This window comes from Streptomyces collinus, assembly GCF_031348265.1.
GTDB classification, from domain to species: Bacteria; Actinomycetota; Actinomycetes; order Streptomycetales; family Streptomycetaceae; genus Streptomyces; species Streptomyces collinus.
Genome location: NZ_CP133771.1, coordinates 2,605,757 through 2,621,863 on the forward strand (window position 1 = coordinate 2,605,757; position 16,107 = coordinate 2,621,863).

Annotated in this window: 13 protein-coding genes and 1 pseudogene; 7 read left to right on the plus strand and 7 right to left on the minus strand. The window is 70.7% G+C overall.

The window, feature by feature from the left end; all coding sequences use genetic code 11:
• Positions 1-67 precede the first annotated feature (67 nt).
• Positions 68-1,303 carry a cytochrome P450 gene (locus RFN52_RS11740; RefSeq protein WP_184845792.1) on the minus strand — a complete coding sequence of 412 codons (1,236 nt, stop codon included), beginning with the start codon at positions 1,301-1,303 and terminating at the stop codon, positions 68-70.
• A 218-nt stretch (positions 1,304-1,521) separates the two neighbouring features.
• Between RFN52_RS11740 and RFN52_RS11745 the strand changes: the two genes are divergently transcribed.
• A complete protein-coding gene (locus RFN52_RS11745) occupies positions 1,522-2,691 on the plus strand; it encodes a steroid 3-ketoacyl-CoA thiolase (RefSeq protein WP_184845794.1) in 1,170 nt (389 codons plus the stop codon).
• On the opposite strand, the gene RFN52_RS11750 is transcribed toward RFN52_RS11745, so the two are convergent.
• Together RFN52_RS11750 and RFN52_RS11755 are read right to left on the minus strand one after the other, a co-directional pair.
• The gene (locus RFN52_RS11750) at positions 2,675-2,953 is read right to left on the minus strand and encodes a DUF397 domain-containing protein (protein ID WP_184845796.1); all 279 of its coding nucleotides are present in this window, start codon (positions 2,951-2,953) and stop codon (positions 2,675-2,677) included. The genes RFN52_RS11745 and RFN52_RS11750 overlap by 17 nt on opposite strands.
• On the minus strand, positions 2,913-3,761 hold the full coding sequence (locus RFN52_RS11755; RefSeq protein WP_184845798.1) for a helix-turn-helix domain-containing protein: 849 nt from the start codon (positions 3,759-3,761) through the stop codon (positions 2,913-2,915). The genes RFN52_RS11750 and RFN52_RS11755 overlap by 41 nt, the downstream gene beginning before the upstream one ends.
• 93 nt (positions 3,762-3,854) lie before the next feature.
• Between RFN52_RS11755 and RFN52_RS11760 the strand changes: the two are divergent.
• From RFN52_RS11760 to RFN52_RS11770, 3 genes and pseudogenes are all read left to right on the plus strand, one after another.
• Positions 3,855-4,085 (plus strand): annotated as a pseudogene (locus RFN52_RS11760) (ATP-binding protein); the annotation flags it as partial.
• A 75-nt stretch (positions 4,086-4,160) separates the two neighbouring features.
• Complete coding sequence (locus RFN52_RS11765; protein WP_184845800.1) at positions 4,161-8,438, plus strand: WD40 repeat domain-containing protein; 4,278 nt, start codon at positions 4,161-4,163, stop codon at positions 8,436-8,438.
• A complete protein-coding gene (locus tag RFN52_RS11770) occupies positions 8,438-9,256 on the plus strand; it encodes a serine peptidase (RefSeq protein ID WP_184845801.1) in 819 nt (272 codons plus the stop codon). The genes RFN52_RS11765 and RFN52_RS11770 overlap by 1 nt, the downstream gene beginning before the upstream one ends.
• Positions 9,257-9,303: 47 nt before the next feature.
• Here the strand turns inward: RFN52_RS11770 and RFN52_RS11775 are convergent, their stop codons facing one another.
• Together RFN52_RS11775 and RFN52_RS11780 are read right to left on the minus strand one after the other, a co-directional pair.
• On the minus strand, positions 9,304-9,504 hold the full coding sequence (locus RFN52_RS11775; protein WP_184845803.1) for a peptidoglycan-binding domain-containing protein: 201 nt from the start codon (positions 9,502-9,504) through the stop codon (positions 9,304-9,306).
• Between the two features lie 350 nt (positions 9,505-9,854).
• Entirely contained in the window at positions 9,855-11,897 is a 2,043-nt protein-coding gene (locus RFN52_RS11780; RefSeq protein ID WP_184845805.1) for a bifunctional glycosyltransferase 87/phosphatase PAP2 family protein, read from the minus strand.
• 396 nt (positions 11,898-12,293) lie between these two features.
• Here RFN52_RS11780 and proP point away from each other — a divergent pair, with 396 nt between their 5' ends.
• Both proP and RFN52_RS11790 read left to right on the plus strand, forming a co-directional pair.
• Positions 12,294-13,679, plus strand: coding sequence for a glycine betaine/L-proline transporter ProP (gene proP / locus RFN52_RS11785; protein ID WP_184845807.1), 1,386 nt, complete (start codon positions 12,294-12,296; stop codon positions 13,677-13,679).
• Between the two features lie 89 nt (positions 13,680-13,768).
• Positions 13,769-14,440, plus strand: a complete 672-nt coding sequence (locus RFN52_RS11790; RefSeq protein WP_184845809.1) for an O-methyltransferase — start codon at positions 13,769-13,771, stop codon at positions 14,438-14,440.
• A gap of 33 nt (positions 14,441-14,473) precedes the next feature.
• On the opposite strand, the gene RFN52_RS11795 is transcribed toward RFN52_RS11790, so the two are convergent.
• The gene (locus RFN52_RS11795; RefSeq protein WP_184845811.1) at positions 14,474-14,866 is read right to left on the minus strand and encodes an FHA domain-containing protein; all 393 of its coding nucleotides are present in this window, start codon (positions 14,864-14,866) and stop codon (positions 14,474-14,476) included.
• Positions 14,867-14,962: 96 nt separating this feature from the next.
• Between RFN52_RS11795 and RFN52_RS11800 the strand changes: the two genes are divergently transcribed.
• Positions 14,963-15,370, plus strand: coding sequence for a DnaJ family domain-containing protein (locus RFN52_RS11800; RefSeq protein WP_184845813.1), 408 nt, complete (start codon positions 14,963-14,965; stop codon positions 15,368-15,370).
• Between the two features lie 46 nt (positions 15,371-15,416).
• Here the strand turns inward: RFN52_RS11800 and RFN52_RS11805 are convergent, their stop codons facing one another.
• On the minus strand, positions 15,417-16,103 hold the full coding sequence (locus RFN52_RS11805; protein ID WP_184845815.1) for a hypothetical protein: 687 nt from the start codon (positions 16,101-16,103) through the stop codon (positions 15,417-15,419).
• Positions 16,104-16,107 lie beyond the last annotated feature (4 nt).

The window sequence follows — 16,107 nt, forward strand, 5'->3', positions numbered from 1 at the left end:
CTGGACGACCAGGCGACGGCCCCCTGATCCCCGGGGCCGTCGCCTGTGCCATGTCCGGACCGGTGGTTCAGCCCGTGCTCACCGGCAGCTCCTTCACTCCGTTGATCCACGCCGACCGCAGCCGCCGCGGGTCCCCGACCAGCCTCAGCCCGGGCATGGCGTCGGCGATCGCGTTGAAGATGAGGTTGATCTCCAGCACCGCGAGGGACTTGCCCAGGCAGTAGTGCGGTCCGCCGCCGCCGAAACCGAGGTGCGGGTTGGGGTCGCGGGTGACGTCGAAGGTGTCGGGGTCGTCGAAGACCTCGGGGTCGTGGTTGGCCGAGGCGTAGAACAGGCCCAGCCGGTCGCCCTTGCGGATGCGTTTGCCGCCGAGTTCGGTGTCCTGGGTGGCCGTGCGCTGGAAGGCGGCGACCGGGGTCGCCCAGCGCACGATCTCCTCCGCCGTCGTCTCCGGCCGGTCGCTCTTGTACAGCTCCCACTGTTCCGGGTGGGTGAGGAAGGCGTGCATGCCGTGGGTGATGGCGTTGCGGGTGGTCTCGTTGCCCGCGACGGCCAGCATCAGCACGAAGAAGCCGAACTCGTCGGAGCTGAGGTTGCCCTCGTCCTCCGCCGCGACGAGCTGCGTGACGATGTCGTGGGCCGGGCACTGCTTGCGGTCGGCGGCCATGTTCATCGCGTAGGCGATGATCTCCGTGGCCGACTCGGCGCCGACCTCCTCGGTGATGGCGTACTCGGGATCGTCGTACGCGATCATCTTGTTGGACCAGTCGAAGATCTTGTCCCGGTCCTCCTGGGGCACGCCCATCAGCTCGGCGATCGCCTGGAGGGGCAGTTCGCAGGCGACCTGGGTGACGAAGTCGAACGGCCCGGTGTGCGCGCGGGCGGACGCGACGATGGAGTGGGCCCGCGCCCGCAGCCGGTCCTCCAGCGCCCGGATCGCCCGGGGCGTGAACCCGCGCTGCACGATCTGCCGGACCCGGGTGTGCTCGGGCGGGTCCATGTTCAGCAGGATCAGCCGCTGTGCGTCGATGGAGTCGCGCTCGATGTGCTCGTTGAAGCGGATGATCGCCGTGTTGAGGGACGACGAGAACAACTCGGGGTGCGTGGACACGTACTTGACGTCGGCGTGCCGGGTGACGGCCCAGTAGCCCTCGTCCTGGAAGCCGGCGAGTCCGGCCCGCTGCGGCACCCAGCAGACCGGTTCGGCCCGGCGCAGCTCGGCGAACTCCGGCAGGGGTACGCGGTGGTGCAGCAGGTCGGGGTCGGTGAAGTCGAACCCGTCGGGCAGCGCGGGACAGGGCATGGGCGGCTCCCACCACTCGTACCGGCTCTGAGGTCTGACGGTCCATCAGCTGTGCGGAGTTGCGGTGACGGTAGTAACGGGTTCTACAAGTAGCAAGAGGCACGACCCCGCCAATTGCCCGCACGACTATTGCGGTCACCGAGCGGCCCTCAGCACACTGTGCACAGAACTAGAACGCGTACTAGTTCCGCTGAGCCTCCCGGAGAGGACCCGCACCCATGGCTGCCGAACCCGTGATCGTCGAAGCCGTACGCACCCCCATCGGCAAGCGCGGCGGCGCGCTCGCCAACCTGCACCCCGCCTACCTCCTCGGCGAGACCTATCGCGAACTCCTCGGCCGCACCGGCATCCCCGCCGACTGCGTCGAGCAGATCGTCGGCGGTACGGTCACGCACGCCGGCGAGCAGTCCATGAACCCCGCGCGCACGGCCTGGCTGACCATGGGGCTCCCGTACGAGACGGCCGCCACGACCGTCGACGCGCAGTGCGGGTCGTCCCAGCAGGCCTCGCACATGGTGGCCAACATGGTCGCGGCGGGCGTGATCGACGTCGGCATCTCCTGCGGAGTGGAGTCGATGTCACGGGTTCCGCTGGGGTCGGGCTCGAAGCACGGGCCGGGCAAGCCGTTCCCCGACGAGTGGAACGTCGACCTGCCCAACCAGTTCGAGGCGGCCGAGCGCATCGCCCGCCACCGGGGCCTGACCCGCGAGGGCGTCGACGCGCTCGGTCTCGCCTCGCAGCAACGGGCCGCCCACGCCTGGGCGGAGGAGCGCTTCAAACGGGAGACGTTCGCGGTCCAGGTCCCGACCACCGAGGAGGAACAGCACGCCGGGCAGGGCATGTGGCGCCTGGTCGACCGGGACGAGGGCCTGCGCGACACGACAGCGGAGGCCCTGGCCTCCCTGAAGCCGATCATGCCGACGGCGGTGCACACGGCCGGCAACTCGTCGCAGATCTCGGACGGGGCGTCGGCGGTCATGTGGGCGTCGAAGCGGATGACCCGGGCGCTGAAGCTCCGCCCCCGGGCCCGGATCGTGGCCCAGGCACTGGTGGGGTCCGACCCCCACTTCCACCTCGACGGCCCGATCGACGCGACCAAGGCGGTCCTGGGCAAGGCCGGGATGTCCCTCAAGGACATCGACGTGGTGGAAATCAACGAGGCGTTCGCGTCCGTGGTGCTCAGCTGGGCGCGGGTCTTCGACCAGGACCTGTCGAAGGTCAACGTCAACGGCGGCGCGATCGCGCTCGGGCACCCGGTGGGAGCGACCGGGGCCCGGCTCATCACGACGGCACTTCACGAACTGGAGCGCGCGGACAAGGAGTTCGCGCTGATCACCATGTGCGCGGGGGGCGGTTTGGCCACCGGCACGATCATTCAGCGGCTTTAGACGTCCAGTTGACGAAGGTGGTGAACGTGGCGGGATCGAGGGTGAGGATCGGTCCCGCCGGGGTCTTGCTGTCGCGTATGGCGACAGTGTCTTCCGGGGTTTCGGCGACTTCGAGGCACTGGCCGCCTTGGTCGCCGCTGTGCGCGGACTTGCGCCAGGCCAGAGCCCCGATCGGCGCGCATTCGACGCATTCTCCGCCCTGATCGCCGCTATAGCTGGACTTACGCCACTGAGTCCCCGCCGAAAGCGCGTTGCTCGCCATAGCGTTCCTCCATCAGTCGCCGGATCAACTCCGCCGAATCCCTGAGGGAGAGCGCGGCGGCCTGCAGATGATCGTAACGGAGCGAGCAGTCCTTGACAGTGTCCGGATTCGCGGCCGGATGCCCGCTGCCGTAGCCCTCTGTGTAGACGATGGCTGCGTCGCTCGCGAACCGAAAGAGGGTGAACGAGCCTTGCATTCCTGCATGCGCACCGGCAGAGAACGGCAAGACCTGGATGTTGACCGCGGGGATGCGCTCGAAGGCCAACAGATGAGCCAGTTGCCCCCGCATGGTCTCCCGACCACCCACCTCCTGGTACAGGACGGATTCGCTGATGACCATCCAGATGACCGCGGCCTGCCCCTTCTCAAGGATGCGCTGTCGTGCCAATCGGACGGCGGTGCGGTCTTCCAGGTCGGTGTCGTCCAGCACCCCGAGCACGGCACGTGCGTACTGGGGGGTCTGAAGAAGTCCGTGGATGGCATGAGTCTGGAAGGTGCTGATCTCCGTCGCCCGCCCCTCCAGCTCTGCCACCTGCTGGAACCACGCCGGAAGCCGACTGCGCAGCACCAGCTCAACCAGCCGGGAGAACATACCGTCCGTTCCCAACGCCGCATCCGCCCGTTCGCTGAACTCCGGCGTCGGAAGCTTCCGAGCCGTCTCGATCTGGCCCACCAAGGAGCCCGTGTAGTTGAGGATGTCCCCCAACTGCCGCTGCGTCAGCCCGGCGGCCTCCCTGTGCCGCCGCAGCTCGAAACCGTAGTAGTCGAGCGGCGACGCACCCGGGTCAAGGGCGTTGATGTGGGTCACGGCAGAAGCCCCTCTCACGCAACTCGGCCCACAAAGGAACCGGTTGTATCCGTTCTGTAGCCGAGCGTAGTCACCGCACGTCAGCCTCGTCCCGTGAACGAATACATTCCCGCCCAGTACGCGATGCGCCTCACCGTCGGTGAACACGCCCCCCGGCACATCCGCCGTATCGTCCGCTCCTTCCTCGCAGAGTGGCGCATGCCCGAGCTGTCGGACGCCGTCGAGCTGGGCGTGACCGAGCTGCTCGCCAACGTCGTGCGGCACGTCCCGGACCGCCGCTGCGCGCTGCTGTTGCTGCGGCAGCCGGCCGGTGTGAGGGTGGAGTGGTTCGAATGCGTTGCCGAGTCCGTCCTGACGTAGGGCCCGACTGCCGTACTGTGCCGCTCTGAGGAGGGGGACATGGGCCAGGGCGAAGCGGTGGTGATCGGCGTCAGCACGTTCCGGTCGCCCGTGCCGGACGGCGAAGAGGTACCGCTGGGGTCACCGACGTGGGAACCCCTGGTCTTCGTGCCGGAGGTGCTCGCCCGGGTCCGCCGGGCCGTCGGGCGGCTCGGGTACCGGGTGACCGACCGGCTGGACCCCGTACGCAGCGAGCTGAGAGACCTGTTGTGCGACTCGGAGAACCGCGGCGCGCAGGAGGCGCACCGCATCGTCCACGTGGTCTCCCACGGAAGCGCGAACGGACGACGCGCACGGCTGGACATGGTGCCAGCCGACGGGCGACTGGGCCGGGACACGGATGTCACCGGATGGATCTCCGACAGTCACGCCGAGCGTCGGCTGACGCTGTTCCTGATCGATCTGTGCGGATCCGGCGTCGCCGCCCGGCTGCCGTCCTACGTCCACGAGGCGGGCGAGGAAGGCTTCGCCTGGGTCATCGCCGCCTCCGACAGCGAGGAGGAGGCGTACGACGGACGCTTCAGCACCGCGGTCGCCGAGGTCCTGGAAGAGCTGTCGCGCACCGGCCTGGGCACGGACGAGTCGCAGGAGTTCGTGGCCTTCTCCCTGGTCGCCCGCCACATCGGCATGCGGCTGGAGGCCGCCGACGGGCGGGTCCAGACGGTCCGGGCGACGCTGATGGACCCCAGCGCACCGGAGCCCGTCCTGCCGTTCTTCCCCAATCCCGCGTACGCGGCTTTCGCCGAGGATCCCCAGCGCGCAGGCCGGTCCGCCCTCGACTCAACGGTCCGGGACTTCCTCGAAGAGCTCGACCCGTTGGACGTACGGCACTTCACCGACCGGCCGGGACGACATTTCACCGGGCGCCGCACGCAACTGCGGGTACTGGCTCCCTGGCTGGACGACCCGGCGGGATCACGTCTGTGCGTGGTGGTGGGCAGTCCCGGGACGGGAAAGTCGGCTCTGCTCGGTGCCTTGATGTGCGCCGCGCACCCGCAACTGACCGAGCAGGCGCGGCACATCCGCGAACGCCTCCCCGGCGCGTGCCGGCCCGCCGTGCACGAGACGATCGCCGCCGTCCAGGCCCGGCAGCGCGGTCTGGAGACCCTTCTGGACGTGCTGGCGAAGCAGCTGAGGCTGGTGGCTCCCGCCCGCGGCTGGACCGCGGAGGACTTCGTGTTCGCCGTACGGGCGTTGCACGATCCGCCCGTCATAGTGCTCGACGCATTGGACGAGGCCCTCGACCCGGCGGACATCACCGACCGCCTGCTCCTCCCCCTCACCTCCGAGCGCCGTTACGACGGCGGTGCCGTCTGCCGGCTGCTCGTCGGGATGCGGCCCTGGGAGCAGTTCGACGAGCTCAAGACGCTGGCCGCACGGGAAGGCCTCATGATCGACCTCGACCGGACCGACCCGGCGGAACTCGAGGACGACCTGGCCGCCTACCTGAACGACGCCCTCACCGGTGTGGACGGATACCGCAGTGGCCGGGCACGCAGCGTGCGCGAGCGACTGGCCGGATCCACTGCCGCGACCCTGGCCCGCACTCCTCAACGCGGGGAACGGTGGGGCGAGTTTCTGGTCGCCTCCGTCTTCACCAGCTATCTCGCCTCGACGCGTGCCGTCACCGACGTCGATGACGCCGCCCGCCTGGGTGCAGCGGCTCCGGTGACGCTGCCCGATGTCTTCGAACTGGATCTGACCTCGCGCGCCGCGCCCGAAGCCACCCGAGCGCTCCTGGCCGCCATCGCCCACAGCAAGGGCGGGGGCATCCCCACCGAACTGGCCTTTCCTCTGGCGCGTGCCTTCTGCCCCGATGGTCCGGCTTCCGGTCCCGGGGACGCCGACTTCTCCCGCGTCCTCGAGGAGTCCCTGTTCTACCTGCGCACCCACACCGACACCGACGGCACCACTCTGTACCGCCTGTTCCACCAGGGACTGACTGACCACCTCCGCTCCCACCCCTACCGCCGCCCCTCCTCCGGCCCCGGCAGTGTGCCCCCTCCCCGTGTTCCCGCCGCGGACCGCGTCCTCTCGGTCCTGCTCACGCCCCGTGCGGGAGCGGCGCACCTGGTCTGGGCCCACGCCGCTCCCTACCTCCTGCGTCACGCGATCGAGCACGCGAGGGACGCGGGACAGGCCGACGCCCTGATCACCGACCCGGATTTCCTCGTGCACGCGGATCCACGGTCGCTCGCGCCCGCCCTGCTGGCCGCACGAGCGGACAAGTCGTTCCTGGCGGCGGCCGTCTACAACGCTTCCTACCACCGCCATCGCACCGCCCACTGGGAGGAACGCTGCCGACTCCTCGCCCTGGACGCAGCTCGTTACGGTGACACGGAGTTGCAGAGGCGCTTCACCCGGTCTCTGCCGGTGTCCGCCTGGCAACCGCGCTGGGCGGCGGGCAGCGCGCCCGACCCCGCCCTCGTCGACCTCCTCAACGCCCACTCCAGCTGGGTGACCGGTGTGGCGTGTACGACCGTCGACGATCGGCCCGTCGCCGTCACCACGGGCAGTGACTCTTCGGTGCAGTTATGGGATCTCGTGGACCGACAACCGATGTGTCCCCCGCTGGAAGGCCACACCGCCGGGGTGAATTCCGTGGCGTGCACGGTCATCGGGGAGCGGCCCGTCGCGGTCACCGCCTCCTACGACCACACCCTGCGTGTCTGGGACCTGAGGACCGGTCAGCCCATCGGTGAACCGCTGACCGGCCACAACGAAGATGTGCTGGCGGTGGCGTGCACCACGTACGAGGGCCGGCCCGCCGCCGTCTCGTGCTCGGGCGGCACGCTGCGGGTCTGGGATCTGACCACCGGTCAGTGCGTGGCCACGGTGCGGGGCCGGCATGCCAAGCAGATGACGACGGTGGCGTGTACGAACGATCCACGGCGGCCACCATTCATGGTGACGCACGGGAACGACGGGACGGCGCACGTCTGGTTCCGGGGCCGGTTCCACCTGGGTGGGCTGAATGGCTCATCCGGTGGCGTGACCGCGATCGCCTGCGCCATCCTCGACGACGATCCGGTCGCAGTGGTCGGCAGCGACGACGGGACTGTGCGCGTCTGGGACCTGTACGGCCGCTACCCCCTCTGGGAACTGGCGGGGGAGGGCGCGCGGGTCTCCCAGGTCGTGTGCACCACCCTGCGAGGCCAGCCGGTCACTGCGGTCGCCGACAACGGTGGAATAGTGCGCCTGTGGAACCTGGTCACCCGTCAGCTCGTGGGGCGGCTCACCGGTGTCTCCTGCGTCTCCGTCGCGAGCACCCTGATCGACGATCTGCCCATCGTGGTCACGGGCGCCAGGGACGGGGTGGTGCAGCTCTGGGACCCGACCCCCCGCACAGCCGTCGGCGACCCGAGGGACGGGCACACGCGCGGAGTGACGGCGGTCGAGGTCACGGAGGTCGAGGGCCGACCCGTCGCCGTGACCGGGAGCAACGACCGTACGGTCCGTGTCTGGGACCTGGCCACGGGAGAGCCGGTGGGTGAACCCCTGCGCGCCCACACGGACTGGGTGGACGGGGTGACGTGCACGACCATCGGCGGCCGCCCGGCCGCCCTGTCCGCGGGTTTCGACGGGACGGTGCGGATCTGGGACCTCGCGACCGGAAGGCCGGTCGGGGAACCGCTGACCGGGCACTCGGGCGGCGTCAAGGCGGTCGCCACGGCGGATGCGGGGGGCCGTCCCGTCGTGGTGACGGGCGGCGACGACCGGACGGTGCGCATCTGGGACCTCGCGACCGGCAGACAGATCGGCGCACCGCTGACCGGGCACACCGCCGGTGTGCGGTCGGTCGCGTGCGCAGTGGTCGAAGGCCGGTCCGTCGTGGTCAGCGGGAGCTACGACGGAACGGTGCGCATCTGGGACCTCCTGACGGGACGTCCGACAACGGCGCCCCTGGTCGGCCACAGGGGTGGTGTGCGGTCGGTCGCGTGCACGGTGATCGATGGCTGGCCCGTCGTGGTCAGCGGCAGCTACGACGGAACAGTACGCATCTGGGACCTTCTGACCGGAGGGCCCTCCGGTCAGTCCCTGGTGGGCTACAAGGGAAGCGTGCAGTCGGTCGCGTGCGCGGTCGTCGAGGACCGGCCCGTCGTGGTCAGCGGCAGCTACGACGGGACCGTGCGGCTCTGGGACGTCCGGACCGGGCAGTGCGAGATCCTCACCATGCCGCGCCCAGTCTCGTCGGTGGCGCTGGGTCAGGACGGCGCCCTGGTGATCGGGACGGGCAGCGGGGTCGTGGTGATGGAACGGAAGACCGGGAGGGTCTGATGCGCATCCTCGGCGTACACGGAGTCGGCAACCACCGCCCGGACCTGACACCGGAGGCGGCGAGCGCCGCACTCGCGGAGATCTGGGCTGCGGCCCTCGACACCGGTCACGAGGTCTTCACGGCCTACTACGCGGACCTGCTGCACCACCACGGCCACCGGGGCCGTCAGGGGGGCGACATCGACCTGGACTCCCTGGACGACTTCGAACGCGAACTCGTCGCCATCTGGCTGGAGGAGTGCGGTCTGCCCGACGCCACCGCCGCCGGCCGTGCCACCGCGCCCCTGCGCCAAGCGCTCGCCTGGCTGGCCCGAACGCACGGGCTGGGCCGTCCGGTCACCGAGCGGTTCGTCGCGCGGTTCTTCCGGGAAGTCGTCACGTATCTGCGGACTCCGGCACGTCAGGAGGCGCGTGACCGGGTGGCCGACCTCGTGGCCAGGCATCGGCCGCGCGTGGTGCTCGCCCATTCGCTGGGATCCGTCGTCACCTACGAAACGCTCTGGGAGAACCCTTCCCTGCACGTCGAGTTGCTGGTCACGCTCGGCTCTCCCCTCGCCCTGCCGCACGCTGTGTTCCCCCGGCTTCAGCCGGCCCCGGTCGATGAGCGTGGCGGGCGCCCGCCCGGCGTCGGCCGGTGGGTGAACCTGGCCGACCCGGGCGACATCGTGGCGCTCCCGCCCGGAGGCGTCGAGCGCTGCTTCGAAGGAGTGGACAGAGAACAGCCCAAGACACGGCCGATCCACGCCTTCGACTTCCACAAGGTCGTCCATTACCTCGCGGCCCCGCAACTGCGTGCCCTGCTCGCCCCGTACGCGTAGTCCGGCAGCCACGGCCCGCCCGTGGAGACGCACCGTCGCCGAACCCGTCAGCAGAAGGGAGCATCGGGCGCGTTGGCCCAGAAGGAGAGGAACGACCAGGTCTGGGCTCCGATGCGACCGTCGACGACGATGCCGGCGCAACTCTGGAAGGCCCTCGTCGCGGACTGCGTGACGCGGCCGAAGTCCCCGTCCACGTCCAGACCGGCGTCGATCGCCTGGTTCAGATAGCACTGGGCCTGCTGGACCACCGCCCCGGACGACCTCAGACGGAGGTTCGGCCGGTTGATGGTGAAATCACAGATGTCATCCGGCCCCTGGGCCACAAGAGCCGTTGGACGGTTCAACTTGTCTGCGGCCTAGGCGGGTTGCACCACCGCGGTCGCAGAGGTCCCAGGTGATGCCGCGACAGCCGGCGCTCCCACCAGGGAGATCGGCACAGCCAGAGCCGCCACGGCGATGAGCACACATCGCATCCCGATCACCTCCACAGAGGGCAAGGGCACCCCTTTTCTCATCGTGCGCGGCCCTCAACCAGGTTGCATCTCGGGGATGGCCGCGCCAGGGGGTGGAGCCAGGCGGCGTGGGCCTCGGGAACCTGTCAACCGTGTACGGGTTTCCGGGTCGGTGTGCGTTCGCGGTCGGCCGCCGCCACCGTCCGCGCCCGCGGCCCCTGGAGGAGATACGTGATGCCGAAGCCCGCCGCGATCACCACCGCTCCCCCCGCCGCGTCCAGCACCCAGTGGTTCGCCGTCGCCACGATCGACGCGAGCGTGAGCAGCGGATGCAGCAGGCCCAGCGCCTTCAACCACCAGCGCGTCGCCAGCACGGCGATCACGACGCCACACCACAGGGACCAGCCGAAGTGCAGGGACGGCATGGCCGCGTACTGGTTGGTGAGGGCCGTGAGCGTGCCGTAGTCGGGCTGGGAGAAGTCCTGGACGCCGTGCACCGTGTCGATGAAACCGAGCGTCGGCATCAGACGGGGCGGGGCCAGGGGGTAGAGCCAGAAGCCGACCAGGGCGAGCAGCGTGGCGAAGCCCAGGACGGAGCGGGCCCAGCGGTAGTCGCCGGGGCGGCGCCGGTAGAGGACCGCGAGGACGGCCAGCGGGACCATGAAGTGGAACGACGTGTAGTACTGGTCGAGGAAGTCCCGCAGCCAGCCGATCCCGACGACGGTGTGGTTGGCCCAGCGCTCGATGTCGAGGTGCAGGACGCGCTCGAGGTCGTAGATCTGCCTGCCGTGCTCCTCGGCCTCCGCGCGGCCGGCGGAGTTGCTGCCGCCGCCCGCGGCGAGGCGGACCTGGGAGTAGGCGGCGTAGGTGACGCGCAGGAGGAGCAGTTCCAGCAGGAGGTTCGGCCGGGTGAGGACCCGGCGCAGAAACGGCAGCAGCGGCACGAACCGGAAGCGGGCCGGGGCGGTGGGCGCGGGGGCGGGAGGTGCCGGTGACCGGTAGGCGGGCGAGGAGCGGGACAGGAACGGCACCGCGGTGGCGGCGACGAGCGCGGCCAGCAGGACGACGTTGTCACGCAGCGGCCGGAGGAACGCCATGTCCGGTAGCAGCATCCGGGCCGGCAGGGTCATGACCAGGACGACGGCGACCGGCCAGACGTAGCGGTCCGAGGCGCGGGTGCCGGCCCGGCCGACGATCGCGAGCAGCACCCACAGCAGCTGATGCTCCCAGGCCGTGGGCGAGACGACGATCGCGGCACAGCCGGTGATCGCGACGGCGAGCAGCAGTTGACCGTCGCCGAAGTACCGCACGGCCCGGCGCAGGGCCAGGACGGCGACGGCCGCGCCGAGCGTCAGGAAGAGCGCGATCTCCAGGGGGCCGTTCAGGCCGAGGCGGAGGAGGGCGCCGTGCAGGGACTGGTTGGCGAGGCCGTCGGCCGGACCGCCGAGGCCGACGCCGGCCATGTGGTGGACCCAGTAGCGGTGGGAGTCGTGCGGCATCGCCGCCCAGGCGAGTCCGGAGCAGGCGGCGAAGGTGACGCCGGTGGCGAGCGCTGCGCGTCTGCGGCCGGTGCACCACAGCAGGGGCGTGAACAGCAGCAGCGTCGGCTGGAGCGCCGCCGCGAGGCCGATGAGCAGGCCGCTGGTGCGCTGGCCGCGGGCGGTGAAGCAGCCGAGCAGAACGAGCAGGACCGGGATGATGCTGGTCTGGCCGAGCGAGAGGGTGCTGCGCACGGGCAGGGACAGCATCAGCAGGCTGACGGCGACCGGCGCGGCCAGCAGGGCCGTACGGCGGCTGACCGGCGGGGGCAGGGCGCGGGCAGCGATGAGCCCGAGGGCGACGACGAGCAGCAGCGTGCCGAAGGTCCAGCCCCAGCCGAGGGCCTGTTCGGCCGAGCGGGTGAGGGGCTTGAGGACGAGCCCGCCGAAGGGCGTGCCCGTGAAGCGGGTGGAGTCGTAGAGCGAGCCGTTCACATGCAGGACGCCGTTCGGCCCGACCCAGGTCTCCAGGTCCGTCAGCCGTTCACCGCGCGGGGTGGCGAGGACGGCGGCGACCTGCCGGGCGGCGAGGACGGCGGCGATCAGCCACAGCCCCGCGCGGGCGACCCGCAGACGTGGGCGGTCCCCGCCGGCGGCCGTCGCTCCGAAGCCTTCCGCCGGCCGTCCGCCGCCGTGATCCGCATTCGCCACGCCTCGTCGGCCTCCGACACCAGTACATCCCGTATGCACCGAATATGCGCATTTCTCCTGCAAACCCTATGGGGAGCGGGCGGCTTCCGGGCATGAGGCACGACTTCCGGGAAGAAGGCGCGGCTTCCGAGAGGAGGGCGGCGGGGGCGGCGTCCGCACCCGGACGGCAGCCATGACCCCTCACGGAAGCGATAAGGATCACATCAAGATCGGCCGTGAACCGCTTCCCGACGGGCAGAAGGGCCAGCACAGCGCCGATTTACATGCAGTATGCAGTCAACTCCGTACCGCCCGTAAGCGGCGCAAATCCGCCTATCGTCGCTTTTTCGGCCCGTACGACAGCGCCGCCGCGCGGGACCGCGTCCCTGTCCCCGTCGAAAGGTAGGCGAGCGAGTCTTGTCGACTGCCTCAGTCGTCGCCCCCGCGTCCCCCGTGAAGACCCCCACGGCGAAAGCCCCCGACCCCACCGTCACCGACCCCGCGCTCGTCAAGCGTGCCGTGAAGGCGGCCGCGCTGGGCAACGCGATGGAGTGGTTCGACTTCGGCGTCTACAGCTACATCGCGGTCACGCTGGGCAAGGTCTTCTTCCCCTCCGGCAACCCCACCGCCCAGCTGCTGTCCACGTTCGGCGCCTTCGCCGCGGCCTTCCTGGTCCGCCCGCTCGGCGGCATGGTCTTCGGCCCGCTCGGCGACCGCGTCGGCCGCCAGAAGGTCCTCGCCCTCACCATGATCATGATGGCGGCGGGCACCTTCGCGATCGGCCTGATCCCGTCGTACGCGACGATCGGCGTCGGCGCGCCGATCCTGCTCCTGGTGGCCCGCCTCGTGCAGGGCTTCTCCACCGGCGGTGAGTACGCGGGCGCCTCCACGTTCATCGCCGAGTACGCCCCCGACAAGCGGCGCGGCTTCCTCGGCAGCTGGCTGGAGTTCGGCACGCTCGCCGGCTACATCGCCGGCGCGGGCCTCGTCACGATCATGACCGCCCTGCTCTCCGCCGACGACCTGACCTCCTGGGGCTGGCGCATCCCGTTCCTGATCGCGGGCCCGATGGGCATCATCGGCCTCTACCTGCGGCTGCGCCTGGAGGAGACCCCGGCCTTCGCGGCCGAGGCGGAGAAGGCCGAGAACAACCGCCCGAAGACGCCGCTGCGCGAGATGGTCGCGGGCCAGTGGCGCGCGCTGCTGCTCTGCGTCGGCCTGGTGCTGGTCTTCAACGTCACCGACTACATGCTGCTGTCGTACATGCCGAGCTACCTGACCGGGCAGCTCCACTACGACGAGACGCACGGCCTGCTGGTCGTCCTCGGCGTGATGGCCGTGATGATGATCGCCCAGCCGTTCGCCGGCGCGCTGACCGACCGCGTCGGACGCCGCCCGGTGATCGCCACCGGCTGCGCGGGCTTCCTGCTGCTGTCCGTCCCGGCCCTGCTGCTGATCCGCGAGGGCAGCCTGCTCGCGGTCGCGCTCGGCATGGGCGCCCTCGGCCTGCTGCTGGTCTGCTTCACGGCGGCGATGCCCTCGGCACTCCCGGCGCTGTTCCCGACCAAGGTCCGCTACGGCTCGCTGTCGATCGGCTTCAACGTCTCGGTGTCCCTGTTCGGCGGCACGACCCCGCTGGTGGTCACGGCCCTGATCGGCGCCACCGGGAACATGATGATGCCCGCGTACTACATGATGGCCGCGGCCGTGATCGGCGGTTTCGCCGTGTGGCGCATGACGGAGTCGGCGGGGCGTCCGCTGCCCGGCTCGGCGCCCTCCGTGGCGGGTCGACACGCCGAGTGAAATCCCGCTGACAGCGACCCGCGCACCAACTATCTTCGTCAGCGCCAGTAGTTAGGGCTGCTAACTATGCTGACGAAAGGTAGAGGTGCATGAGCGAGTCGCACGTCTGGGACGAGGTCGACGCCTACTTCACCGCCCACCTCGCTCCGGACGACGAAGCCCTGGCGGCCGCCCTGCGCGACAGCGACGCCGCCGGGCTTCCGCACATCAACGTCGCGGGCAACCAGGGCAAGCTCCTTCAGCTCCTCGCCCAGATCCAGGGCGCCCGCCACATCCTGGAGATCGGCACGCTCGGCGGCTACAGCACCATCTGGCTGGGCCGCGCCCTGCCCGCCGACGGCCGCCTGGTCTCCCTGGAGTACGACCCCCTGCACGCCGAGGTCGCCGTCCGCAACATCGCCCGCGCCGGCCTGGACAAACTGGTCGAGGTGCGGGTCGGCCCGGCCCTGGAGTCGCTGCCCAAGCTGGCCGACGAGAACCCGCCCCCGTTCGACCTCGTCTTCATCGACGCCGACAAGGCCAACAACCCGCACTACGTGGAGTGGGCGATCAGGCTCACCAGCACGGGCAGCCTGATCGTCCTCGACAACGTCGTACGGGGCGGCCGGGTCGTCGACGAGGACAGCACCGCCCCGGACGTGACGGGCACCCGCACCGCGATCGAACTGATCGCCGCCCACCCGAGGCTGAGCGGCACCGCGATCCAGACGGTGGGGATGAAGGGCTACGACGGGTTCGCGCTGGCCCGCGTGCTGGCGTGAGGCCGAGCCGTCACACGGCGTGCGGGCCCGGCGTCACGCCTCGTGGTAGAAGCCCACGTTGACGCTGCGCGGGGCGGTGCGGTCCTGGATGATGATCTCGCCGCTGCCGCCCCTGGGCAGCGGGACGGTGCCGCCGTAGGCGAGGGGCTGGACGTACTGCCCCATCGTCAGCCGCACTTCGGAGGACGGGTCGGGCTGGGAGCCGCGCAGCCAGGTGACCTGCCAGGTCCCCTCCGGTCCGCACAGGAACTCCAGGTGGACGCGGGAGACGAACAGCCAGTCGTCCGGCGTGCTCAGCCGGCACACGGACTTGTCGCGGCCCACCCGCAGCACCGCGCCCGGCTCGCTCGGCGCGTCGGCCATGAGCATGCCGGCCGTGGCGCCCGCCTCCGCCTCCGCGACGGTGGCCATGGTGAGTTCGAGCACGTGCGCTCCTTCTGAGACGTCCCGGTGGGCCAGACAGGTTCTTGGCCCGCCGCATGATAAAACGCCCGGCCACGCGGTGTCCGGCACAATGGCCTCATGACCGAGCGAAAGCCACCGGGCGTCGACTTCGAGTCCTGGGTCGACAAGCAGATCCGTGACGCGGAGACGCGCGGGGAGTTCGACCGGCTGCCGGGCGCGGGCGAACCGCTCCCCCGAGAGATCGAGAGCACCTACGACGAACTGTGGTGGGTCAAGCGGAAGATGGCCCGCGAGGGCTTCTCCGTCCTCCCGCCCACGCTGGCGCTGCGCAAGGAGGCGGAGGACGCGCTGGAGGCCGCCCTCGCGGCCCCCTCGGAGCGGATCGTCCGGAAGATCATCGGCGAGATCAACGACAAGGTCCGCGACATGATGTTCAAGCCGCCGCCCGGCCCCCCGCTGGGAAAGAAGCCGTACGACGTCGAGGACGTCGTACGGCAGTGGCGGGAGCGCCGGGCGGACCGGTGACCGGGGGGTGCCCCGGGGGGGTGACCGGGGGTTCTCCCCCCCGGGATCACACGTGCAGCAGCCGTTCGGCCAGTTCGCGGTAGTCCTTCAGGGCCAGCCGGAGCTGCTCGGTGTCGGCCGAGGACACGGACCTGCCCTCGCCGCCCTCGACGGACTGCCAGGAGTGGCGCAGGGTGCGGCGGCGCTGTGTCACGGCCTCGGTGAAGCGGGCCGCGATCTCCTCCAGCACGTGGTCGGCCTCCTCGACGGCGGCCCGGGGCCCGTCGACGAACCCGGCGACGGCGTGCTGCAACTGCGAGCCGAGCTTGTCGGAGTCGTCGTGGGCGAGGAGGTGGGCCCGGTTCTTGGCGGAGCCGACCTTGTCGGGGCCGGTGCCGTGGTCACCGCGGGGTGCTTCGGTGCCGAGCCGGTCCGGATCGTGCCGGTCGGTGCCGAGCCCGTCCGTGCCGAGCCGGTCGGTGCCGGCCGTACCGTGCCGGTCCGTGCCGGGCAGGTCGGCAGCGGGTACGTCGGTGCCGTGCGCTGCCGCGCGGTCCGCGTCGGTGCCGTGCGGGGCACCGCGGTCGGTCTCGATGCCGCGCGCGGCGCCGCGGTCCGTTTCCGGGCCCCGGGCCGTCTCGTGACGGTCGGTGCCCGGTGCGGCCGGGCGGCGGCCGGTGCCCAGGGCGCTCTCGCCGCGGGCGTCCGGTGCGTCCGGCGTGTGGTCGCCCGGCGGTCGGGTCATGTCGGTCATTGCC